At 72.4% G+C, this 22,951-nt stretch carries 21 protein-coding genes and 2 pseudogenes; 15 read left to right on the top strand and 8 right to left on the bottom strand.

Annotation, left to right across the window (positions count from 1 at the left end):
* Window positions 1-606: pseudogene (locus KJS59_RS05705) on the bottom strand (hypothetical protein); the annotation flags it as partial.
* Window positions 607-1,264: 658 nt separating this feature from the next.
* Window positions 1,265-2,140 carry a replication-relaxation family protein gene (locus KJS59_RS05700; RefSeq protein ID WP_407073976.1) on the bottom strand — a complete coding sequence of 292 codons (876 nt, stop codon included), beginning with the start codon at window positions 2,138-2,140 and terminating at the stop codon, window positions 1,265-1,267.
* Between KJS59_RS05700 and KJS59_RS30910 the strand changes: the two genes are divergently transcribed.
* Window positions 2,139-2,372 (top strand): hypothetical protein, encoded by a 234-nt coding sequence (locus KJS59_RS30910; RefSeq protein WP_249713900.1) that lies wholly within the window; start codon window positions 2,139-2,141, stop codon window positions 2,370-2,372. The genes KJS59_RS05700 and KJS59_RS30910 overlap by 2 nt on opposite strands.
* A 282-nt stretch (window positions 2,373-2,654) precedes the next feature.
* Here KJS59_RS30910 and KJS59_RS05695 read toward each other — a convergent pair whose 3' ends face one another.
* From KJS59_RS05695 to KJS59_RS05670, 6 genes are all read right to left on the bottom strand, one after another.
* Entirely contained in the window at window positions 2,655-5,207 is a 2,553-nt protein-coding gene (locus KJS59_RS05695; RefSeq protein WP_213451249.1) for a type VI secretion protein, read from the bottom strand.
* Window positions 5,208-5,278: 71 nt separating this feature from the next.
* Window positions 5,279-7,075, bottom strand: a complete 1,797-nt coding sequence (locus KJS59_RS05690; RefSeq protein WP_213451217.1) for a VirB4 family type IV secretion system protein — start codon at window positions 7,073-7,075, stop codon at window positions 5,279-5,281.
* On the bottom strand, window positions 7,072-8,004 hold the full coding sequence (locus KJS59_RS05685; protein ID WP_213451248.1) for a PrgI family protein: 933 nt from the start codon (window positions 8,002-8,004) through the stop codon (window positions 7,072-7,074). Before KJS59_RS05685 ends, KJS59_RS05690 begins: the two co-directional genes overlap by 4 nt.
* A gap of 32 nt (window positions 8,005-8,036) precedes the next feature.
* Window positions 8,037-8,966 (bottom strand): hypothetical protein, encoded by a 930-nt coding sequence (locus KJS59_RS05680; RefSeq protein WP_213451216.1) that lies wholly within the window; start codon window positions 8,964-8,966, stop codon window positions 8,037-8,039.
* 7 nt (window positions 8,967-8,973) lie between these two features.
* Entirely contained in the window at window positions 8,974-9,303 is a 330-nt protein-coding gene (locus KJS59_RS32000) for a pilin (protein ID WP_456316010.1), read from the bottom strand.
* An 838-nt stretch (window positions 9,304-10,141) separates the two neighbouring features.
* Entirely contained in the window at window positions 10,142-11,104 is a 963-nt protein-coding gene (locus KJS59_RS05670) for a hypothetical protein (RefSeq protein ID WP_249713899.1), read from the bottom strand.
* A gap of 1,129 nt (window positions 11,105-12,233) precedes the next feature.
* On the opposite strand from KJS59_RS05670, the gene KJS59_RS05665 reads away from it, so the two are divergent.
* The 14 genes and pseudogenes from KJS59_RS05665 (at window position 12,234) to KJS59_RS05605 (ending at window position 22,891) form a co-directional block, all read left to right on the top strand.
* On the top strand, window positions 12,234-13,274 hold the full coding sequence (locus KJS59_RS05665; RefSeq protein ID WP_213451215.1) for a hypothetical protein: 1,041 nt from the start codon (window positions 12,234-12,236) through the stop codon (window positions 13,272-13,274).
* Entirely contained in the window at window positions 13,267-14,358 is a 1,092-nt protein-coding gene (locus tag KJS59_RS05660) for a TRM11 family SAM-dependent methyltransferase (RefSeq protein ID WP_249713898.1), read from the top strand. The genes KJS59_RS05665 and KJS59_RS05660 overlap by 8 nt, the downstream gene beginning before the upstream one ends.
* A complete protein-coding gene (locus KJS59_RS05655) occupies window positions 14,355-15,242 on the top strand; it encodes an adenine nucleotide alpha hydrolase family protein (protein ID WP_213451214.1) in 888 nt (295 codons plus the stop codon). Before KJS59_RS05660 ends, KJS59_RS05655 begins: the two co-directional genes overlap by 4 nt.
* Window positions 15,239-15,853 (top strand): DNA cytosine methyltransferase, encoded by a 615-nt coding sequence (locus tag KJS59_RS05650; RefSeq protein ID WP_213451213.1) that lies wholly within the window; start codon window positions 15,239-15,241, stop codon window positions 15,851-15,853. Before KJS59_RS05655 ends, KJS59_RS05650 begins: the two co-directional genes overlap by 4 nt.
* A gap of 307 nt (window positions 15,854-16,160) precedes the next feature.
* Window positions 16,161-16,625: a hypothetical protein gene (locus KJS59_RS30905; RefSeq protein ID WP_249713897.1), complete on the top strand. Its 465-nt coding sequence runs from the start codon at window positions 16,161-16,163 to the stop codon at window positions 16,623-16,625.
* Window positions 16,626-16,883: 258 nt separating this feature from the next.
* Window positions 16,884-17,831: a DNA-methyltransferase gene (locus tag KJS59_RS05640; RefSeq protein ID WP_213451212.1), complete on the top strand. Its 948-nt coding sequence runs from the start codon at window positions 16,884-16,886 to the stop codon at window positions 17,829-17,831.
* A gap of 34 nt (window positions 17,832-17,865) precedes the next feature.
* The gene (locus KJS59_RS30900; RefSeq protein ID WP_249713896.1) at window positions 17,866-18,090 is read left to right on the top strand and encodes a hypothetical protein; all 225 of its coding nucleotides are present in this window, start codon (window positions 17,866-17,868) and stop codon (window positions 18,088-18,090) included.
* 63 nt (window positions 18,091-18,153) lie between these two features.
* A pseudogene (locus tag KJS59_RS32125) lies at window positions 18,154-18,417 on the top strand (hypothetical protein); the annotation flags it as partial.
* 2 nt (window positions 18,418-18,419) lie between these two features.
* The gene (locus KJS59_RS05630) at window positions 18,420-18,974 is read left to right on the top strand and encodes a hypothetical protein (RefSeq protein WP_213451211.1); all 555 of its coding nucleotides are present in this window, start codon (window positions 18,420-18,422) and stop codon (window positions 18,972-18,974) included.
* A 110-nt stretch (window positions 18,975-19,084) separates the two neighbouring features.
* A complete protein-coding gene (locus KJS59_RS05625) occupies window positions 19,085-19,870 on the top strand; it encodes a hypothetical protein (protein ID WP_213451210.1) in 786 nt (261 codons plus the stop codon).
* A gap of 31 nt (window positions 19,871-19,901) precedes the next feature.
* The gene (locus KJS59_RS05620) at window positions 19,902-20,411 is read left to right on the top strand and encodes a VUT family protein (protein WP_213451209.1); all 510 of its coding nucleotides are present in this window, start codon (window positions 19,902-19,904) and stop codon (window positions 20,409-20,411) included.
* A 4-nt stretch (window positions 20,412-20,415) separates the two neighbouring features.
* Window positions 20,416-21,048 (top strand): hypothetical protein, encoded by a 633-nt coding sequence (locus KJS59_RS05615; RefSeq protein ID WP_213451208.1) that lies wholly within the window; start codon window positions 20,416-20,418, stop codon window positions 21,046-21,048.
* Window positions 21,045-21,422: a helix-turn-helix transcriptional regulator gene (locus tag KJS59_RS30895; RefSeq protein ID WP_249713895.1), complete on the top strand. Its 378-nt coding sequence runs from the start codon at window positions 21,045-21,047 to the stop codon at window positions 21,420-21,422. The genes KJS59_RS05615 and KJS59_RS30895 overlap by 4 nt, the downstream gene beginning before the upstream one ends.
* Complete coding sequence (locus tag KJS59_RS05605) at window positions 21,419-22,891, top strand: tyrosine-type recombinase/integrase (RefSeq protein WP_213451207.1); 1,473 nt, start codon at window positions 21,419-21,421, stop codon at window positions 22,889-22,891. Before KJS59_RS30895 ends, KJS59_RS05605 begins: the two co-directional genes overlap by 4 nt.
* Window positions 22,892-22,951: the final 60 nt, after the last annotated feature.

The raw sequence follows: 22,951 nt of genomic DNA, 5'->3' as shown, positions 1-22,951 counted from the left end.
GAGGTTCAGGCGGCCGGCGCCGTAGGTGACGGCGTTGTGCATCCGCATCGCGATGACGCGGGGCTGGTTGTTGTACCGGGCGATCGCGTCGTCCAGGGACAGTTTCGCCGGATCGGCGATGTGCTGCTGCAGCAGCTGCGGCCACGGCATGGCGGGGCGGGTGCCCTGCACGACGCGGGACCACACCTGGTAGCGCACACCGGCGCCGACAGCGGCGGCGTGGCGCATGCCGGCGAGGTCGAGCAGCCGGGCGGGGCCTCCGGCGCAGTAGACGGGTTGACCCTTGCGGGGGTCGACCAGTTGGCTGCGTTGCCACATCCACATGCCGGGCGTGGCCCAGAAGCGGGGTGACAGGGTGCCGGAGACACCGAAGTGCTTGTCGAGCTGACGGCTGACGAGTGCCTCAGCGGGCAGCTCTGCCGGAACACAGACGATCATGACGTTGACCGTCGGGACCAGCTGAGCGGTGCGGGCCGGCGTGGCGCCGTTGGAGCTGGCGCTCGGGGCCGGCGTGACACTGGTGGAGCTGGCGCTCGGGTTCGAGCTGGCGCTCGGGTTCGAGCGGGTGGCCCGGTTGATGGCAGGCTTGATGCGGCTTTTGGCCATGAGGGGTCCTCCTGGGGTTGTGGGCGCTTGAGGGCGCGCAGCAGTGACCGGCCCACCGGGTTCGTGGGTCGGTTCGGATGAGGTGTTGGGGTTGGTGACGCTTGGGTGCGGCGCCGTGGTGGTGCTGGGAGTTGCGGTGGTTCTGGGAGTTGCGGTGGTGCTGGTGGTCTGGTGCGACCTGGGGGTCGCCGCGCGGTGCGGGTACCGACCGGCCGGTGAGGGCGGGTGGGTGGCGGGCACCGGGTGGTGCGGCGGGTTGTCCCTCAGGTGGGACCGAACCGGGTGGAGAAATATGTGGGGGTTGTGTAGTGCCGTGAACGGTAGCGGCTGCCGCTCACAGCGCCCGCTGTCGCCGTGACCGGTGAAAAGCGGGCGTGACCTGCGCTGTGAGCGGGTTGTGAGCGGGCTGGCCGCGTGGTGCGTGGTGTCGCGGTGAGACGACACCACGCTCACAAACGATCTTGTGGTGTGACAGTCACCGGCGGTGTCTGCGCCGTGAGACGAGTCGGCAGGTGCGGCAAGCACCTTGCCCGGGGTTGGTGGACGGCCCCTGACCTGCACTGTGAGCGGATGTCCCGGCGACGCGAACGGCTTTCGCAGAGGTCTCGGCGGCGTTGTCCGTGTTCTCCGTAGCCGGGGTGCGGTCTGCCCGGGGGTGTCAGGAGTCTGTGGGCCGGCCGGGGTTGGTGCCGGAGTGGGGTCCGTGGTCGGACGGCAGTTCGTGCAGCCGGTAGCGGTGGCCCGGGTTCGACGGCAGGTCTGCGGCGAGGGTCCAGACACGGCCAGCGGGGTCGGGGCCGTGCACAGCGGTCGCGATCGGCATCGGCGTGCGGACCCCGGTGAGCAGGCGCAGCAGGTTCGCCTCCCGCTCGGCGGTGGGCAGCCACAGCAGGACCGGGTAGCGGGGCCCGAACTCGGCCAGGCGGGCGTACCCGCGCAGTTTCGCGACCACGCGGGGCAGGTTCTCGGTGCCGCGGTCGTGTTCGACGAAGAACCCGACGGTGGCGCTGTCGGCGTGCCAGATGCCGTGCCCGTCGGGGCGGATGCCGGCCTGGGCGTAGACGTCGGTGGCGTGCTGCTCGGACCACCAGCGCAGCAGTCGCGGCGATGACCCCGGGCCGGGCCGTTCGTCGGCCGAGGCGGCGGGTTGCTCGGCGCTGGGCCGGCGGGTCGCGGCGATGAGGTCGATGAAGAACTGGTTGACGCCGAGCAGGTGTGCTGCGGTCGCGCTGGCGGCGATGCGCCGGGCCCGGTCCAGGGAGCTGCGCGGTGCCTTGGTGTGCCGGTTGTCGGGGTCGTTGTAGACGGTCGGGTACAGCTGCAGCCCGACCGGGCCGAGCGTGTACAGGTACGGCACCGAGGTGTGTGCGGCGTTGGCGTAGGCGAAGCGGTGCAGCACACCGAGCCGGTGCAGGGTCGTGAGCCGTCGCTGCGCGGTGCGCCGGCCGTCGAAGAACGCCGCCGCGATCTGCGGCGCCGACAGCAGGTAGTGCTCGGCCAGCAGGGCGAGGAGCGCACGGTCGCGGGGCACGATGCGCCGGAACACGGCGAGGGAGTCCGAGGCGGAGCCAGCGGAGCCAGCGGAGCTCCCGACAGGGGCAGGACTACCGGGATACGACCGGGCAGCGGACGTCGTAGACCTGGAAGCGGATGAGCCGGATGAGGCAGGGACAGAGGAGAAGACGGACGGGGCGGGGACCGGCAGGCCGGACGATGAGAGGGACGACAGAGAGGAGGAGGACGAGGAGGACAGGGAATCGGAGTGAGCAGAGTTGAGCGGATCGGGAAACATGGGGGTCTGGTACTCCTGGGCAGGAAGGGATCCCCTCGTTCGGAGGGGTGTCTGGCAGGTGGGAGGAGCCGGTTCGGGCGCTGTCAGGCGCACGTGCTGCGCTGACAGCGCAGGTCAGGCATGGTGGCGAGGGTCGTGGCGGGACGTGGTAACGACACCCGGGACGACCGGGTCGGCGAGCACCTCGCCGACGGGTCCTGACAGCGGTCACCGCGCAGAGCGCCGTGCTCCGGCCGCATATAGCTGTGACCGCCCTTCAGCGCCGAGACTGCCTCGGTCCCGAAGAGCGGCCACCTCGGGCGGCGGCTGACGTGCCGGACGTGGTCTCGGAGGATCTGCCGCCGGGTTTGGTGGAGGGTTTCGCCTGGGAGAGCCGGTCGACGAGGTTGTCGATGGCGCTGGTGTCCTGTTCGGGCACCGCTGTGGCGGCGGCTTCGCGGATGGCGGTCGCCTCCCCGACGACGGGTTTCGGTGGGCGGGTCTTCATCGTGAACGCCGGGGTCTGCCGCCCGTTCACGACGAGGCGGGCGGCGGCGGTGTAGGCGTCCAGGTGGGACAGGTCGTGCTCGTCGAGTTCCGGCAGGGTGTGCCGGCCGAGGACCCGGGCGTCTTCCGGCGCTACGGTGAAGTAGATCTTGTTGCGGGCGTTGGAGCTGGCGGCGGCGAGGAGGTCCTTCGGGAACTGGGCCAGGTCCTGGTGGGACAGGACCAGGGATAGCCGGTACTTGCGGGCTTCGGCAAGCATTGAATCGAGGCTGTTGGCGAGGGTCAGGAAGTTCTGTGCCTCGTCGATGATGAGTGTGGCGTCGCGGCGTTTGTCGGGGGCGATGGTGGCGCGGGCGGTCGTCGCCTGCCACACCTGCGCGAGGACGAGAGAGCCGAGCAGCCGGGTGGTGTCCTCCCCCAGCTGACCCTTCGGGATGCGGACGAGGAGTGCACCGCCGTCGAGGACCTTGCCCATGTCGAAGCTCGAGCGGGGGTAGCGCATGGTGCGTTTGACGAAGTCCCGCAGCAGGAACGCTCGCAGCCGGGCCAGGACGGGTCCGATGACCTGCGAGCGCAGGGCGGGGTTGAGTTCGTCGTACCACTGCCAGAACCCGGACAGGCCGGCCGGGTCGTCCAGGTCGACGGTCATCGCCGACCGGAACTGCGCGGAGTTCAACAGCGGCGGGATGTGCTGCAGCGTGACGTTCGCGTGCCGCAGCAGAGTGAGACAGGAGACCCGCATGACGTCGTCCATCCGCGGTCCCCACGCCTTGGCGAAGATATTCCCAAAGATGCTCACCAGGTTGTCCACGACGAGGTCGGGGTCGTCGCCCTGCAAGGGGTTCAGCGTGGGTGGGTTCGGCTGGTCCGGGTCGAACAGCACCACCCGGTCGGCGACCCTCGCCGGGAGCCGGTCCAGGATGTCCAGGACCATGTCGCCGTGCGGGTCGATGACCACGGTCCCACGGCCGGCGATGATGTCGTCGACGGCCATGTTGACCAGCAGCGTCGTTTTGCCGGAGCCGGTGGATCCGACCACGTGCAGGTGGTAGCGGCTGTCCGGCACCGAGAGACCGACACCGTGACCGCCGACCTCGGCATCGCCGAGGACCTTCACCCCCCGGCCGCCGGACGGGACCGCGACCGGCGCGGGCATCGACTTGGCCCGGGCCCGGTCCAGACCGGGGACGGCCAGGTCGCGCGGTAGCGCGGCGAGGGCGGCGAGTTCGTCGCCGGCGAGCAGGAACCCGGCGCCGAGCCGCCGCGCGGCGGCCACGGCCACCGGGTGCGGCATCCGGGCGCGGTGGGCCAGGGTGTTGCGGGCGGCGTAGACGGCGAAGCTGGACGCGATCGCGTCGGCGATCCCCCGCAGCCGGCCGGTCGGGTCGGCGCCGGGCCGGGTCCTCGTCGTGGCGAGGGCGTAGCGGATCCCGGCGGTCCACAGCGGTTGCGTGGTCTTGTCCAGGATCGCCCGCACGTCGCGTTCAATCTGGGGGTCGCGGCGCTGCGCTCCACCAGCTGAGGTGCCGCGCCGGGTGGAGACTCCGGTCTGGAATGCCTCCAACAGCCACAGGATCGGGGCGGCCGGGTTGATCGTCGGGGTGGCGGTCCTGCCGTCGCGGAGCCGTCCCGCGGTACGTCGGGCACGATAGGCCCGCCGCGGGGTGGCCGGTCGGGTGAGGACCTGCACGACGGCGTGCTCGCCCGGCCGCAGCTGCGCGCCGGCGGCCATCAGAGCGCGCAGTGGGTCGGCGTCGAAGTCGGTGTTGAACGGCAGCCATTCGGCCGACTGGGGCAGGAGGTGCCCGCCGACGGCGGGTGCCGCCTGCATCGGGATCGGGGGTGGGGCGTCCTCCTCGGTGGTGGTCGCGGCGCTGGGCCAGGCGGCGCGGATCGCGGCCTCGACGGCGCCGGGCGGGATCGTGCCGGGCACCCACAGGGAGATCCGCAGTTCCCGGCCGGTCCAGCTGTACTGCCACACCACGTGCGGCGCCCCGTAGATCAGGCGGCGCTTGCGGGAGGGGGTGAGGGTGCCGTGCAGGTTCGCCCACAGCGCGGCGGCGGCGTGTTCGTCGACCTCCGGCGGCGGTGCGATGGTGACGAGGCGGGCGCCGGTGGCGTGGTGGGTGTGCCGCCACCCGTCCAGCAGGCTCCGGCCGGCAACATAGCCGACGAGGACGGCGGCGGCGACGGCGAGCAGCCACGGCCGGTCGGCCGCCCACCGGGCGGCGTCGAGGAGCCAGGCGGCGACCGGTGACGGCGGTGGGGGAACGAAACCGGCGCCCGGCCCGGAGGGGCTGGGCGCCGGTGTCAGCGCGAGAATCGGTGATGCGGGCGGGGGGTGGCTGGGACCGGCGAGGATCCACGCGGTGGTCCCGCCGGGCTGCGGCGGGTTCACAGCAGGTCCTCCTCGTCGTCGAGGTCGATCAGGTCCGCGGGTTTCGTGGTGGCGAGGAGGTGTTCGTTCGGGGACGCGATCGACTCGAACCCGGTGCGGTTGGTGCCGGAGATGAGCAGCCCGTGGCCGGTCCGCGCGGCGAGCAGCATGCGACGTTCCCCGGCGGTCAGCCCGAACGCGTCACCGACGGCGTCGATCGCCTGCGGGGCCTGTTTGAGCAGGATCTGGGTGGCGGCGTTGGACACCACGGCCATGCCGAGGTCGGTGCCCAGGACGTCCGCGACGTCCTGGGTGATGACGGTCAGGCCGGCGTTGCGTTTCCGGCTCGCCTTGGACATGACGGCGAGGAACCGGGCGCCCTCGCCGTCGCGCATGAGCAGCCACGCCTCGTCGACGACGACGAGCCGCCGTACCGCGAGGCGGCGGCTGCCGGGGGCGTCGACGCTGCGCCAGATCGCGTCGAGGGCGAGGAGCGTGCCGACGGTCCGCAGCTCGTCGGGGAGATGCCGCAGCGACCACACGACGAGGTGCCCGTCCGGGCGGGTCGTGGTCGGGCCGTTGAACAGCTCAGCGAACGAGCCGTCCACCCACGGGGCGAGCCGCGCGGCGAGCTGTGTGGCGGCTGGGTCGTCGTCCCCGCGGAGGGCCGTGGCGAGATCTGCCAGGAGCGGAGCGGGGCGGTGGTGGGTGGCGGGGTCGGCGGTGATCCCGGCGGTGCGGTAGGTGGCGAGGATGGCCCGGTCCAGGGCGGCACGTTCGGTCGGTGGTGGCTGGTGACCGAGCAGGACCGCGATGAGGGTGTGCAGGAACAGGCCGCGGCGGGTCAGCACATCGGGGCGGGTGTCGCCGACGGGCAGGTCGAGGGGGTTGATCTTCACGCCGGGCTGGCCGAGCCCTACGGCGGTGCCACCGACGGCGTCGGCGAGACGCAGGTACTCGTCCTCCGGATCGACGATGGACACCTGCACGCCCTGATACAGGTTGCGCAGGACATCGAGTTTCACGAAGTAGCTCTTGCCGGCGCCGCTTCTGGCGAGCACGACGCTGTTGTGGTTCTCCTGCGCCCACCGGTCCCACCACACGATCCCCGAGCTGTCGGGGTTGATGCCGTACAGGACCCCGCCGGTGGTGGCCGGGTCGCCGGGCAGCGGCGCCGGCAGATCCGAGCTGGCGAGGGGGAACGCCGCCGCGAGGGCCGCGGTGTCCATGGTGCGCAGCATCTGCAGGCTGTCGGTGGCCAGGGGCAGGGTGGTGGTCCAACCGGGCAGGTGTCGCCACGTCGCCGGCTGCACCTCGATCAGCGTCGACGCGGCGGCGGCCTTCACCTGCGCGCACGCATCGAGGAGCTCCGCCTCGGTGCGGGCGTGCACGGTCAGGTACAGCCCGACTCTGAACAGTTTCGCGGCGCCGCGAGCGAGGCGTTCGGCGAGGTCGGCGGCGTCATCTGCCGCGGCCTCCACGTAGGGGTCGGCGAGTTTGCCCTTCTCCGCATCAGCGCGGCGGGACGACTCGAACCGGGCCCGTTGGGTGCGGAGCCGCTTCGCAGCGATCGGCGCGGGTAGCGGGTCGACGTGCAGGGCGAGGTCGAGGCGGCCGGGCCAGGACAGCAGCGGTTCCAGCCAGGCTGCCCCGACTTCGGCGGGGTAGCCGGTGACGATGAGGGTGGCGGCGTAGCCGTCGCCGACGCGGAGCATGCGTGGGGTGACCTCGACGGAGGCTGGGGCGACGGCCGCCGCCAGTCCCGCGGTCGGCGGGGCGGCGGCAGGTGCCGTACGACGAGCGAGCAGTGTCATGACGGTGGCTTCCTGCGAGGTTTGGGCGGTGCCTGCTTCGGCGCCGCGGCGGTGATGACCGCGTCGGGGGCGGCGAGCCCGCCGGGCCGGGACGGCCGGTACGGGTCCGCGGCCGCGGCGAGCGCGGCGGTGACGGCCGGGCCGTCCAGGGCGCGGGTGGTGACACCGAGCCCGGACAGCGCGCGGACGGTGTCGTCGGCGCGGCGGCGCGCGGCGTGCTCGCCGCGTTCCCCAGCCCCGGCGCGGGTGACGATGAGGACCTGTCGGCGCAGCGGGTCCCGCCGCTCGGCGAGGTCGGCGAGGAAGTCCGCGTGATCGGCGCACGCCGCGGCGAGGGCCCGGTCCGGCAGCCGGTCCGCGGCGCGGGCCAGGGTGCGGGCGGAGGAGGCCAGATCGACCGGTTGCGCGGACACCACGATCTGCGTCGGCGTGGACAGCGAGTTCAGCCACCGCCCGAACGTGTCGATCAGGGCGGCCTGCTCGTCGGCGGTGCGCAGGGCCAGGTTGACGCTGGTCGCGGCAACCATCGCCGCTTTGGCGCCGGCGAGACTGATCTGTCCGTCGTCGCCGATGGCGTCGGCGGGCAGCCGCAGCGGCGCCGGCAGCATCACCTTCGACGCCGGCGCCTGCACCCAGTCCGGAACCTTGGCCGTGGTGTCAGTCGTGGACAGCGCCCGCGGGCTGCGGGAGTGCCGCAGCCCGGCGAGCATCCACACGTCCAGGGACAGCCCATCGCGGCGGCCGACGGCCAGGCCGAAGACGAGGCCGCCGAGCACGACGAACGCGCCGATGAGGACCGGGACCGGCAGGAGGGTGTGCAGGGTGTTCCAGGCGCCGTAGCCGATGACCGCCGCGACAGCGAGGATCGCCAGCTGCCGGAACGTCAGCCCGTAGACGACCTTGTCCGGTGCGTCGACGTCGGCCGGCATCCGGGCGCGGACAGTGTCCTCGTCCCGGCGGTTCACCGGGCCACCGCCCGGGTCATCCTGCCCAGACCGGGAACGGCCCGGGACAGCTGCTGGACCACGACGACGCGGATGACAGCGCCGAGGAAGTTCGGTTGCTTGCCGCCGCCCTGGGACACGAGGCGGCGGATCAGGCCGGGGACCTTCACCGTGGTCCAGAGCAGGACCATGATGACGAAGAGGTTCGTGACGCCGCCGTCGCCGGGCAGCCCGAACGCGAACAGCATGTGGCTGCTGTCGGTGAGCATCCACTGCCCGGCGTAGAGGGTGAAGCCCTGCGCGACCGGCACGGCCAGGGTGCCGCCGTAGGCGCGCCACCACATCCGGGCGACCGGGTCGGTCTGTGGCAGTGCGTGACAAGCGAGGGCGATCGGTGCGACCGCGGTGAGTACGAGGACGACCGCGAACCGGGTGATCATGCTCATCGCGGTGGAGCCGAGCAGGATCAGGATGATCACCGCGCAGACGCAGAACAGGATCCCGGACGTCTTGTCCTGCGCCGCGAGGATGTGGGTCTTGATCGCGGAGACCGCGGCCGGGCGGAGTTCGCCGTCGCCGCCGAGGTCGTCCTGGGTGAGGGCGGCGCCCAGCGCGTTCGCGAGTTCGATCATCTTGGTGCACCACAGCTGGCTGAAGTGCGCGGCGACGAACCCGACGATGCACCGCGGGATCAGGTCCTTGGCTGTGTAGCGGGAGCGTTCGTCGCCGCCGGCGCTCATGGTGAGCGCGCCGGCGGCGACGAAGAACAGCACGAAGACGAGGTCGACGACGAGGACCGAACGGCCGGTCAGGGCCTGCACCTGCGGCAACGCCGTGACGTCCGGGGTGATCAGCAGCGCGTTGGTGATCGCGCCGATAAGCCCGTCGAAGCAGGCCAGGATCTGCTCGGCGAACCAGGTGAGGATGGTGTCCAGGAGCCAGCCCATGATCGTCTCAGCCCCCGACGATGCCCTGGACGATCTGGAGCAGGATCGGCGCGAGGACCGCGAGGCCGTAGCCGATGAGCGCGTTCTTCAACGCGCCTTTGGCCTTGTCGACCTGGGCCGGGTCGCCACCGGCGGTGGCCCAGTACACCCCCGCGAGGACCAGGAACAGGGTCGCCACCGCGGCGAGGATCCCCATGATCCACGTCTGCAGGTTGGCGATGACGACCGGCAGCGCGTTCGCCGCCACGACGGCCGGGACGCCGGGATCGGCGGACGCGACCGACGGGACCGCCAGCAGGGCGGCGGCGACCGCCGCTGCGGTCAGGACCCTGACGATCCGCCGGCGGATCACCGGCGGCGCGTCGCTCGCCGCGATGGTCGCCCTCGTGCCGGGCTCGTGGCCGATCGCCGGGTTGGTGATCGGTTCGGTGATGGTGGTGGTGTGCGGGTTGTGGGCACGCAGACGTGCCCGCAGGAAGCGGGACATGGTTGGGGTTCACCTCCCGCCCCGCACCGCGGGGCGGCACCGGCGCCCAGGGGCGCGGGGTGTCGGCGGGCGGTGCGGGGCGAATGCTCGAAACAGCGGATGTGGCCGCCGCCGAGCGGGATCCCGATGAGCGAGTGCAGTCGCACAGGCCGCGAACGCGCTCGGGAGGAGCTCGTCCTCCCTCTACGGGTCGGCTGTGGGATGAGGTGTCAGCGCATCACGATGGCGCGGCACCCGAGGCGCGCAGCTGGCGCAGCACTCGCAGCTGGGGTTCGCCCGGCGGCGGACAGCACCCCCGGACGCGCCCGTGACCGTCAATGGCCGTAGCGGGAGCGCCGGGAAGTCCTGCACCCCCCTATCCGGGTTTGTGAGCCGTGGCGAACGCCCCCACCACTCACAGCCACACACAGCCGCTCACAGCCCACACACAGCCGCTGATGGCCCACACACAGGCGCTCACAGCGGCTCACAGCCGGCGTGGCCGGCGCGCTCGACCGTGTTGCGCTCGCGCCCGCCGGGCCGGGCACCGCTCACAACCCGCCCGGTGCCCGGCGCTCGCGTGTCGAGGACCGGCACCGCGAGAACGGCGGGGGGCGTGGAGGGCGGCGAAAGGGCCGTGCCTGCGACACCGTTGGTGTCGCAGGCACGGCCCTGAAGGACGCCGGTCGTGCAGGCGCGTGGCTGCCGCTCAGGCAGCGGCCAGCTGCGGCCGGTGCGTGGTGCGGGCGGCCACGGCGGCGCGGGTCCGCTGCCGGTGGGCGGCCTGCTTCGCCAGTTCCTGTTCGGCTTCGGGTGAGGTGGCGCCGGTGAGCAGGCCCTTGGCCAGGGCGGCGGCGATGCGCTCGTCGATGCGGCGCAGCCGCATCCGCAGGGCGTCGACGGTGACGTCGAGGCGGGCGGCGATCGGCTCGATCGCCCGTTTGCCGAGGCGGGTGTCGATGTAGGGCTGCTCGTCGCAGGCGTCGAGGAGGCCGAGCGCGACCGCGCGCTGGACGAGCAGGTCGGGGTGGTTCCACGGCCGGTGCGGGGTGCGGGGGCCGGGCGGGATGGCGTCGAGGTCGTCGACGAGGACGACGTCGCGCTGCTGCGCGACCAACGCCAAGCCGGCGCGCTGCCCGGCCCGGCACAGCTGGGCGTACGGGGCTGGGCGGGTCACGTCGACGTGGTCGCGCAGGGCGGTGAGGAACCCGGTGAGGACTTCGGCGTCGACGTCGTCGGGGTCGCCGTGCCAGCCGCCGGCGACCAGGGTCGCGGCACGGCGGACCAGGCCGGGCAGGGCCAGGGCGGTCGCGGCGACGACCCAGGCGGGGCCGTCGAGGCGGGCCCGGACGATCAGCTCCCGCCAGACCGCGTCCAACGCCGGCCAGTTCCTCGGGTGCTCGGCCAGCCACGTGCGCAGCACCGCCACGCTGACCACCCCGCCGGGCAGGCCGAGGTCAGGATCCAGTCCGGTCAGGTCGATGCTGAGCGGGTCCGGGCCGGTGACCAGCGCGGTGAACGCGGTGTCGACGCACGCGAACGGCGAGGACGGCCACACCTCGTCATCAGCGGCGCCGTCCGTGTCGCGGACGGTGTCGCGGGCGGCGTCAAGGGTGCCGGCGCCGGTGTCCGGGCGGTTCGTGGTGTGGTCCAGGGTGGTGGACACGGTCATGTCACAAGCTCCTATGACAACGAAGATCACGGATGGACATCGTGGAGTTGTCACGCGATGTCCGCGGATGTCATTGCGCCACGCACCGCTCACAGGCCACTGACAGTGCTGGTCAGCGGCACATCCAAGCGGCCGGCACCACGGCCTGCCGCGACACCGAACACCCGTGTCACACGATCTACGTCATCGACTGTGATCGTTGACATCCGTGCATGTCACAGCCATTGAGCTGCGTATTGACATCCCAGAGCCCCGCAGTCGTTGCGCTAGGCGGGCTGCCGGACACGCAGCCAGGGACAGCACCCGGGAGTCCGCTCGCGGTGTCCGTCGCGGCACACGGCGGACGCCGCACGCACTCACAGCAACTCACAGCGCCCATGACGGGACGGCTCAAGTGACCGTGACACCGCCTAGCGGCACAGATGCCTGTCGATTGACACGCCAACGTGTCACAGAAGATCATCGATTGACATCGAATGCTTGTCACAGAAGATCATCAATTGACACGGCGATCATGTCACAGAAGATCGTCGATTGACACGCAGCGTATGTCACAGAAGATCATCGATGAGTTCGGTCGCCTCGCGGACAGTGGTTCCGCCGGATCGCCGTCGCGGCCACACCACCCACAGCATCGCCGGCACCGCCTTGGCGCCGGGCCGGCCAACGAGCATCGACGGGTACAGCGTTTGCTGTCGACGCGCGCTGCGCGGCCCGGCGACGCCCGGCAACCCTGCTCACGCCGCGCTGGCACCCGTTCCCGGCCAGCGCGGAAACTCCTTGGTCCCGTGAGCGGCTGCGAGCGGTCGAGGTCTACATGCCGGGGGTCGTTGTGAGCGGCTGTGAGTGACCACGGTTCAGCCGCCGAAACCGCTGTGAGCGACTGTGAGCCGCTGTGAGCCGCTGTGAGTGGCCGGGGTCTTGACTGCAGATGCCGCTGTGAGCGGCCTACCGCCCCCGCCTGGTGACGTTCCGTTGCTGCGAGCACGCCTCTTGTAACTGTGAGCGGTACTCGGGGTGCTGTGAGCGGCTGTGAGCGGCTGTGTGCGAGGGGGGCGTTCGCCACGGCTCACAAACTCGGATAGGAGGGTGTCAGCGCATCCCGGCGCGGCGCGGAGCCGACAGCCATATGAGCAAGCACCCGCCGCACCACCACCCCACCAACCCCAACCCCAACTCCGACCCGAACCCGAACCCGGACCCGAACGGGACGGCCGGCGCCCCCAGCACCCGAGATGTCCAGGAGCAGCTGCTCGTCGACGTCGTCGCCGGGGACCCGCCGGTCCCGATCACCGTCTGGCGGACCGCCCGCACCAGCGGCGACCACGGCGCCAGCATCCCGGCGCGGCTGGCCCGGCGGCTCGTCGCCGCCTACAGCCGCCCCGGCGAGGCCGTCGTCGACCTCACCGCCGACCACGCCCTTACCTTCGCCAGCTGCACCGGCGGACGCCGGCACCACCGGGCCTGGTTCACCGACGTCGCCAGCCTCATCATCGGCCCCGCCACCAGCAGCCTCGGCGACGAGGACACGACAGAGCCCGACGACGAGCTCGACACCGACCTCACCACTGCCGGCGCCGACGGCGTCGAGCTGGACGTGTCCCTCGCGGACTGGTTCGGTGACGACCTCACCGACCCGCACCTCCCACCGACCGCACCGCCGGTCGTGCCGATCCCCGACGGCGTCTCCCTCGCCGGACTGACCAGCCTCGTCGTCGCGACCTGGCCGCTGGACCCCGACGCGGTCCCCAACCGGATCCGGCTGGCGTGGCTGCTTACCGCCTGCCGGGAGCTGCTGCGCCCGGGCGGTTGCCTCGTCCTCGTCGTGGCCGTGCCCGCCGGGCTGGCCGCGACCCCGGAGGACTTCAGCCCGATCGCCGCCGCCGCCGCGCAGGTCGGTCTCGGCTACCTGCAGCACATCGTCGCGGTCGCCGCCGACACCAGCGGCGACGGGCACGGCGATGGGCACGGCGACGCGTTCGTCTACCACCTCGACGACGAGGAACTCCTCGCCCTGTCCAAGGCCCGCGCCGACAACGCCGGCGAGCAGTGGACGGTCGCGCACCTGCGGGTCCACGCCGACCTGCTCGTCTTCACACCGGTCGTGGCAGGCCGCCGCCGCGGCGGTTCCCGCCGGGCCGGCCGCAGCGGGGAGGCCACCAATGGCTGAGTCCCGCACCGCGGTGGCCGCCGACCCGGACGAGCCCGGCCGCGGCACCACCAACCTCACCAACCACACCGACAGCACCGGCAGCATCGGCAGCGCCGGCACCCGCCGGAACGGTCCGGTCGGCCGGCACCGCGCCTACGATGCTCAGCACCGCGCCGCCACGGCCGCCGTGGGCACCGACGCCGACGGGGCCGCCGTAGGTGTCCCTGCGCTGGCGGAGCTGTCGGTGTGGGCGACCGCCCAGCAGACCGGCCCGGTCCAGCGCCGCGGCCGGTACGTCCCGGACTCCGTCCAGCACCCCGCCCGGATGCTCCCGGCGATCGCCGCACACGCCATCGACGCCTACACCAACCCCGGCGACCTCGTCCTGGACCCGATGTCCGGGATCGGCACCACCCTCGTCGAGGCCACGCACGCCGGACGGGACGCACTCGGCATCGAGTACGAGCCCCGCTGGTCGAACATCGCCGACGCCAACCTCCGCCACGCCCGCACCCAGGGCGCCACCGGCCGCGGCGGCGTCATCCGCGGCGACGCCACCGACATCCTGTCCCTCGTCCCCGCCGCCCTCATCGGGCAAGTCGCCCTCGTGGTGACCTCACCGCCGTACGGGCCGACCGTCCACGGCCTGGTCCGCACCGGCGACGAACTCGACATCCGCGACAACCGGTACAACGACGGCACCGACCGCGGGAACCTCGCCTACCGCGACCTGACCGGCCTCACCGACGGGTTCGCGCAGATCCTGCGCGGCTGCGCGACACTGCTGCGCCCCGGCGGGACCGTCGTGGTCACCGCCCGCCCCTGGCGCAAGAACGGCGAACTCGTCGACCTGCCCTCCGCCGTCATCGGCGCCGGCATCCGCGCCGGCCTGGTCCCGACGGAACGGTGCGTGGCGCTGCTCGCCGCGGTCCGCGACGGGCAGCTCGTCGCCCGGCCCAGCTTCTTCCAGCTGCAGTCCGTGCGCAAGGCCCGCGCCGGCGGCACGCCGATGCACCTCATCGCCCACGAGGACGTGTTGATCTTCACCAAGCCGGCACCGATCACACCGTCCACAAAGGACGATGCCGGGGGCCGCGGATGAGCCCATCCACCCACCGGTATCTCAGTCTCGGCGCCGGCGTCCAGAGTTCAGCCACGGTGCTGCTGGCCGCCCGCGGCGAGATCCCGACCTTCACCGCGGCGGTCTTCGCCGACACGGGTTGGGAGCCCGCCGCCGTCTACGACCACCTCGACCGGATCGAGCGGATCGCCGCCGAGGCGGGCATCCCGATCGTGCGGGTGTCGGCCGGGCACATCCGCGCCGACGCGATCGACCCAAAGCATCGCTTCGCGTCCATGCCTCTGTTCACGCTCGGACCGAACGGCGAACGCGGTATGGCTCGACGGCAGTGCACCTCCGAGTACAAGATCAAACCGATCAAGGCGGAGGTCCGGCGCCGGCTCGGCTACCCGCACCCACGGCGGGTACCAGCCGGTGTCGTCGCCGACATCGCGATCGGGATCTCGGTCGATGAGATCGGCCGTGCCCGGGACGCCGACGTCGGCTACATGCGCAACGTCTTCCCCCTGCTCGACCTCGGGTGGCGGCGCAGCGACTGTGTCGCCTACCTCGAGCGGCACGGCCTGCCGGGCACGCCGAAGTCGAGCTGTCTGGGGTGCCCGTTCCACGACGACGGGTTCTGGGCCGCCCTCAAGGCGGACAGCCCGGCGGAGTGGGCGGACGCGGTCGCGTTCGACGCCGCGATCCGGCACGGCTCCGCGCGGGCCAACGCCGACGGACATCCGCTGCGCGGGCAGTTCTTCCTGCACCGCCAACGCGTCCCGCTCGACCAGGTGGTGCTGCGGCCGAGACCGGCGGCGGCTGACGTGGATGTGCCGGGGTGCGGGCCGTGGACCTGCCCGCACCCCGGCGACACCACCACCGACTCCACCACCGGCCCGGCCCCGGTGCGGGAGGTGGCGTGAGTGCCCACCCCACCGGCACACCGCCGGGCCGGCACACCGCTGCCGGAGATCCCGGCGGACCTGACGGCCATCACAGCGGCGGCCCGCGGATCGGGTCACTGTGCACCGGCTACGGCGGCCTCGACCTCGCCGTGGAATGGGTCCTCGGCGGCCGGCTCGCCTGGTACGCCGAAACCGACCCGCACGCCCGCACCGTCTGCGAGCTCCACTGGCCCGACGTCGTCAACCTCGGTGACATCCGCACCGTCGACTGGAGCGGTGTCGAACCCGTCGAGATCCTCACCGCCGGGTTCCCCTGCCAGGACATCTCCAATGCCGGGAAACGCGCCGGGATCACCGGCGAACACTCCAACGTCTGGACCGCCGTCGCCGACGCCGTTCGCCACCTTCGACCACCGCTCGTCTTCGTGGAGAATGTCGCCGCCCTCCTCCGCCGAGGGTTCGACGTCGTCCACGCCGACCTGGCCGAGATCGGGTACGACACGCGCTGGGCTTGCCTACGCGCATCCGACATCGGCGCCGCGCACCGCCGCGACCGGCTGTTCCTGCTGGCCGCCGACCAGCACCGCCTCCGCAACCGCAGCCACCCTGCCGACGCCGTGCGCCCGTGACGGCCGCGGCGTCGGCCTGCCCTACGGCCTGCCCGACCTGATTCAACCCGGCGGCACCCGCCACCACCTGCTCCCCACCCCGACCGCCGTCCCGTACGGCACCAACCAGTCCCCGTCCTCCGGCGCGGCAGTCCGGCCGAGCCTGGACAGCCTCGCCCGTGGCCAACTCCTCCCGACCCCGACCGTCGCCGACAGCCGCGCGTCGGCCAACGCCACCGCCGGCCGCAGCGTCCCGCTCATCGGGCACGCCGGCCGGACCCTCACCGACGCCGCTCGGCTCCTACCCACCCCACGCGCCACCGACGGCGTGAAGGGCTGCCCCGGACAACGCGGTTCCCACGGCGACCTCACCCTGCCATCCGCCGCCGTCCGTGTCCTGCCAACACCTCGAGCCTCCGACGGGCACGGAGCGAGCCGACACGGCGAAGGCGGCGTCGACCTCACCACCACCGTCGCCGGACTACCGACCGAACTCGGACAGCTCAACGAGCGCCGGTGGGGCGAGTACGCCACCGCCGTCGCCCGCTGGGAGCTCCTCCTCGGCCGGCCCGTACCGGACCCGTCGCAGCCGGGCCGGCACGGCAAACCCGTCCTCGCCCCGCCGTTCGTGGAATGGCTCATGGGACTGCCCGAGCTGTGGGTCACCGACCCACAGCTCGGGCTGCCCCGCACCCGCGCCCTGCGGGTCCTCGGCAACGGAGTCGTACCGCAGCAGGCCGCCGCCGCGCTGTGCCTGCTCCTGGACTCGCAGCGCTGGGCGGTACCCGCATGAATCCCCGAAGCGATACTGCCGACGACCCGCTGACCGGGTTCGAATACCGGCACGCCGGGCCGGTCCGGTACCTCGGCGACGCCCGCGAGGTGCTCGCCGCGATGCCCGACGCCAGCGTCGACGCTGTGGTCACGTCCCCGCCGTTCTGGCGACTTGCGGGACTACGGCACCGGGCGGTGGGAAGGCGGCGATCCGGGGTGTGTCCACCACATCCCCGCCCCACCGACGCCGGGAACCTCGTGTCCGGGCTGCCGGGCGGTGTGGATCGACCCGCAGTACGGTCTGGAACCGGCCGTCGACGACTACGTCGACCGGCTCGTGGCCGTGTTCGAGCAGGTGCGGCGGGTCCTCACCCCGACCGGCACCGTCTGGCTCAACCTCGGGGACAGCTACGCCACCGGCAACCGCCGTACCCGCACCGGCACACCCGCCGGTGCGGGTACGGACGCGCTGCCGGCGAAGAACCTCAACGGCGTGCCGTGGCGGGTCGCGTTCGCGCTGCAACGGTCCGGCTGGTGGCTGCGCAACGCGATCATCTGGTCGAAGCCGAACCCGATGCCGGAATCGGTCCGGGACCGGCTGACCGCCAGCCACGAACTGCTGTTCCTGCTGACCCGCTCAGCGAAGTACTACTTCGACCTCGACCCGATCCGCATACCCCTCGCCCGGCCCGACGCCGCGGACGGCACCCGCACCTTCGGCGGCGCCCGCAAAGGCGCCACCGGCGGGATCGGCCCGACCGCACGCCGACGCGGCGGCAGCCGCTACGGCGGCAAACACCACGACGGCGGCCCGCAGGCCGCGAAAGCGGCCGGCAGCAACCTGGTGCCGCTCGGACACGCCCACACCGCCGCGCACACCCGTGGCCGCAACCCGGGCGACGTGTGGACGATCGCCACCCGCCCGTACCACGGCGCGCACGTCGCACCATTCCCACTCGACCTGCCGATGCGGGCGATCGCCGCCGGGTGCCCACCCGGCGGGACCGTCCTCGACCCGTTCTCCGGCGCCGGAACCACCGCAATGGCCGCACTGCACCTCGGCCGCACCTACATCGGCGTCGACATCACCGCCGCGTTCCACGACGAGGCCCTCACCCGGCTCGCCCCGTACCTGCCCACCGACACCGGCACCGGCCCGTCCCCGCACGACACAGCACCGGCAGGACCGGCAGGACGGACGGGCACGGCAGAAGGGTCGGGATGAGTCTGCGGACGGTGCCGGTCACGTTCGCCGAGGCGTGCGCGTTCAACACCGACTGGCACCGCCACCACCGGCCACCGGCCACCGGCCGGGCACAAGTACTCCATCGGCGTCGCCGACCAGGACAACACCCTGGTCGGCGTCGCCGTCGTCGGCCGGCCGGTCGCCCCGGCTCCTCGACGACGGCCTGACCCTCGAGGTCACCCGGGTCGCCACCGACGGCACCCGCAACGCCTGCTCGATGCTCTACGCCGCGGCCTAGACCGCGGCGAAAGCGCTCGGCTACCGCCGTCTCGTCACCTACACCCAGGCCGGGGAGAGCGGCGCCAGTCTCCGCGCCGCCGGCTGGCAGGTCGTCGCGCAGCGCCCGGCCGCACCGGGCTGGTCACGTCCCAGCCGTCCCCGCACCGACCGCGGCACCGCCCACATCGCCCGGCAGCGCTGGCACGCCCCGACCTCACCGGCGACCCGCAGCGCTCGCCATGCACCACCGCCCCGGAAGTCCCCCTGTCCCGCCGCCCGCACCGCACGCCGGTGGGGCCGGCACACCCGTGTGCCGGCCCCACCGGCCAGACCCCGAAGGAGCTGACAATGACCGGCACCACCCACCGCACCCAGACCGACCCGGCAGCGCGGGACCGTCGCCCGCGACGGCGGCGTCCCGGGCCGTTCCCGGTCACCATCGTGCAGGCCGCCGCCACCGTCGCACCGGCTGTGACCGCCGACCAGCACGGCCGGCGCAGCACCGCGAGCCAGATCGCGGCCGAGTTCACCAACGCCGCCCGGCAGGGCCGCGCTCCCTGTGTCGGCGCCACCTACGACGTGATGTGGGCGATCGACATCCGGCAGGTGACCGACATCATCGCCGACGCACCCCGCCTCGCCGCCGACCCGGCGCCGGGATCGCTGCTGATCGGCCGGGACCTGCGCGGCCGACCGGTCGCCGTCCTGCTGCACGCCGATACCTGGAGCCTCGTCATCACCCCTTGCCGCGACGGCCACACCCCGACCAGCTTCGTGGTCATCGACGGCCACCGCAGCGGATTCGACCTCGACCACCTGGTCTGGTCCTTCGACGACGACACCAGCGTCCACGGCGTCGAGTGGACCGACATGCTCGCCGCCGTCCTCACCGCCGCGACCTGAACCCCTGTCCCGAGGCCCCCTCGCGCCGCCTTGCAGCACCGGCACCGGCACCCGCCGGTGCCCGCCGGTGCCCGCCTCTGCCCCCTGCCAACACCGTCCTGGAGGCTGCCATGCCGACCCGCGGTCCACTGCAACACCGCCCGTTCGTCACGCTCGCCGAGCACCTCGACCGGGCGGTTCCGGCGCCGACCGCCGAGGCCGTCCGCGCCGAGCTCCGCGCCCTGGTCAGCCGCGGCGCGTTGACCCGTCGCGACGGCGACGACGTCCTGGCCCGCCTCGGCCTGCACAGCCGGCCCTACCGGTGGGTCGTCGGCGTCGCCGTACCCGTCACCGCCATCGTCCGCGCCCCCAACGACCGCTACGCCCACCGGGTCGGCACCGCCCACCTGATCGCCGCCCTCAGCCGCCTCCGGGACGGCTACCTCACCGGCCCCGACACCCCCACGGCCCCGGTCGAACATCCCGCCGTCCGGAGCCTGCGCCGGCTGCGGACCACCCGCACCGACCCCCACCCCGGCTACCCCGTCGGCGGCATCTACCGCATCCACGCCGACGCGCTGCTGGCCATCACCGTCACCGGCGACGACCCCGACACCGTCAGCGCCAACGCCCACACCCGCCTGACCGCCGACCTCACCCGCCGCACCGAGATCACCTGCGACATCAGGCGGATGCGGCGGACCGGCCTGCGCCGGCTCACCGACCTCGACCACACCGACAACACCGACAACACCGCTGACCAACCGCGCCGCGGACCCGCCGACCAAACATCAACACCAGCCCACGCCTGTTCAGGCGAGGGCCAACCCGCCGTGCTCGAAAGGTGCCCACCCAACCATGCCAGCCCGCAACCATCAGCCACTCCACCCGCAACTCACGGCCGCGTCGTCCCCTGACCGTCCACGCCGATCGACTCTGGTAGCGACCGTGCTGCCGGTCCTCGTGTTCATCACCACGGTCGTGGCCGCCAACAGCCTCACCGCCCGCTACGGGCTCATCCCGGTCGGGTTCGGTCTCACCGCCGCCGCCGGGACCGCCGCCGGCGGCCTGACCCTCCTCGCCCGCGACTGGGTACACCAGACCGCCGGACGGCCCACCGTCCTGGCCTGCATCGGCACCGGCGCCGTCTTCAGCGCCACACCCGCCGGACCCCGCCTCGCAGCGGCATCCGCCGTCGCGTTCCTCGTCGCTGAACTCGTCGACCTCCTCGTCTACCAACGGCTCCGGGAGCGCGGCATGCTCCGCGCCGCGCTCGCGTCCAACGCCGCCAGCATCCCTGTCGACTCGCTGCTGTTCCTCGTCCTGAGCGGATTCCCGATCTGGGCAGCCCTACCCGGACAGCTGTGGGTGAAGGCCCTCGCCACCATCGTCCCCGTCGCCGTGTTCGCCGTCGTCCGTGCGCTACTACGCCACCGCTTCCGGCCCAGCGGTACGTGAGGCGATGCGCGCCGGCCGGCTCGGGATGATCGCCACTCCGGCGTCGGGGAACCGGGTCGAGGCCGGTGTCGCGTGGATCGCCGACAATGGCGCCTACACCGGCCGCTTCCCCGGCGTCGACCGCTACCTCACTTGGCTCACCGCCCGCGCTGTCCACCATGGACAGTGCGCGTTCGCGACCGCGCCCGACGTCCTCGGCGACGCGGCGGCGACCTGGGCCCGGTCCCGGCCCGTCCTGCCGCGCATCCGCGCCCTCGGCTACCCCGCCGCGCTCGTCGCCCAAGACGGACTGGAACACCTCAGCATCGACTGGAACCTCTTCGACGGACTGTTTCTCGGCGGGTCCACAGCGTGGAAACTCGGACCGGCCGCCGCACAGCTCGCCACCCACGCCCGCAGTCTCGGCCTCCACGTGCACGTAGGGCGGGTCAACAGCCTGCGCCGGCTGCGCCACGCCGCCAGCATCGGCGCGCACTCCGCCGACGGCACCTACCTCGCCTACGGCCCGAACCGCAACCTTCCCCGACTCCTCAGCTGGCTCGAACACCTCCACACCCTCCCAGCGCCCCAGCCGCCCCGGCAGTCTCCGCCAAACGATCGCGCTCAACACATCTCCGATTGGAGCACCACACCGTGACCACCACCCCGCCCACCGCCGAAGCGGCCGGGCCACACCACATCACCGCGGACCGCATCGAGGTCTGGACCGAGGACACGGTCCGCGCGCTCGGCGTCGTCACCGACCTGCCCACCGCCGCCCGCATCTTCGGCCTCGGCCGGGCCCTGGCCTACCAACTCGCCGCCGCCGGCGACTTCCCCGTCCCGGTCCTGCGGGTCGGCAACCGCTACCGCGTCCCCGTCGCGGCGATCCTCACCGCACTACACATCCCCGCCGCGCCGGTCGCGCCGGTCGCGGTCGGCGACTTGACCACGTCCGATCAGTCGAGCGTCGATCACCACGACGCAATCAGAAGCTCCGGCCCCCAGCATGACCGGGCCGTGCCGACATGAGGAGACGCGTGAACCCGGAAGGCTCCGTCTACAAACGCTGCGCCTGCAAAGACGACAACGGCAAAACACTCGGCAGTAAGTGCCCGAAGCTGCGCCGGGCCGGCGGCGGCTGGCACCCCACCCACGGCAGCTGGGCCTGCCAGATCGAACTGCCAGTCCGGACGAAGACCGAACGGCGGCCCTTCCGCCGCAGCGGCTTCGACGGCCGCGACACCGCCACCGAACTCCTCGACCACGTCCGCGCTCTGCTCAACCTCGCTGGCGACGACCCGCACCTCGCCATCCAGATCAGCGACCTGATCTGGGGCACCAGCCGCCGCGAAGCCCTCCCGGACATCGGCACCGTCACCGCCCGCATCCACGCCGGGGTATCCGCATCCGTGCCCACCACCACCGCCCAATACCTGACCGACTGGATCGGCAACCGGCGCGGCCTGTCACCCAACACCATGCGCAGCTACACCGACCACATCCGCCTCTACCTCATCCCGCACCTCGGCGACATCCCGATCCAGAACCTCAAGGACCGGCACATCACCGACATGTTCACCGACCTCGACGACCGCAACGCCGCCATCATCGCAGCGAAGACCAGCCCCGACCCGGCCGTGCGGGCCACCGTGAAAGGGGTCCGGCCGATGGGACCGGCCAGCATGCAACGACTCCTCGCCACCCTCCGCAAAGCGCTCAACGACTGCATGCGCAAAGCCAAACTCATCCCGTCCAACCCGTCCCTCGGCATCGAGTTGCCGTCCGGGAAACCACCGACCCCGAAGGTGTGGACCCCGAAGGCCGTCGCCCGCTGGCAGCAGACCGGGCAGCGACCGAGTCCGGTCATGGTCTGGACCCCGCCGCAGGCCGGGGCGTTCCTTGACCACGCCGAACGCCACGACATCATGCTCTACCCGCTGTTCCTGCTCATCCTGCACCGCGGGCTGCGCCGCGGCGAAGCCGTCGGGCTACGGGACTTCGACGTCGACCTCGACGACGCCGTCCTCACCGTCGCCGAACAGATCACCGCCGTCGGCTACGTCCCGATCGTCAAGGACGTCAAGAGCGACGCCGGGGAACGGATCATGCCCCTCGGCGCGTCGACGATCGCGGTGCTGCGAGACTACGTCGCCCGCCGTGACCGGTTGCAGCAGGTGTCCGGCGACGAGTGGCCCGACACCGGCCTGTTCTTCGTCCGACCCGACGGCAAAGCCTGGCACCCCCAGACGGTCAGCCAACGCTTCGACGACCTCGTCGAAGCCAGCGGCCTACCACCGGTCCGGCTGCACGACCTGCGCCACTGCGCCGCCACCTACCTCCGCGCCGGCGGCGCCGACATGAAAGAAGTCCAGGAAACCCTCGGCCACGCCACCCAAGCCCTCACCTCCGACACCTACACCTCCGTCCTCCTGGAATTCCAGCGCGCCTACGCCGACACCGTCGGCGACCTCATCCCCCGCAACCCCCCGGCCGCCTAAACCCCGGATGCGCTCGCAGTGTCGGCGACCGCGGACCCGCGGCGCCGATCGCTGACCCGC

Source organism: Rhizomonospora bruguierae (assembly GCF_018397995.1).
Lineage (GTDB): Bacteria > Actinomycetota > Actinomycetes > Mycobacteriales > Micromonosporaceae > Rhizomonospora > Rhizomonospora bruguierae.
Note: the sequence above shows the minus strand (reverse complement) of the source record. Positions and strands in the feature narration are given on the sequence as shown.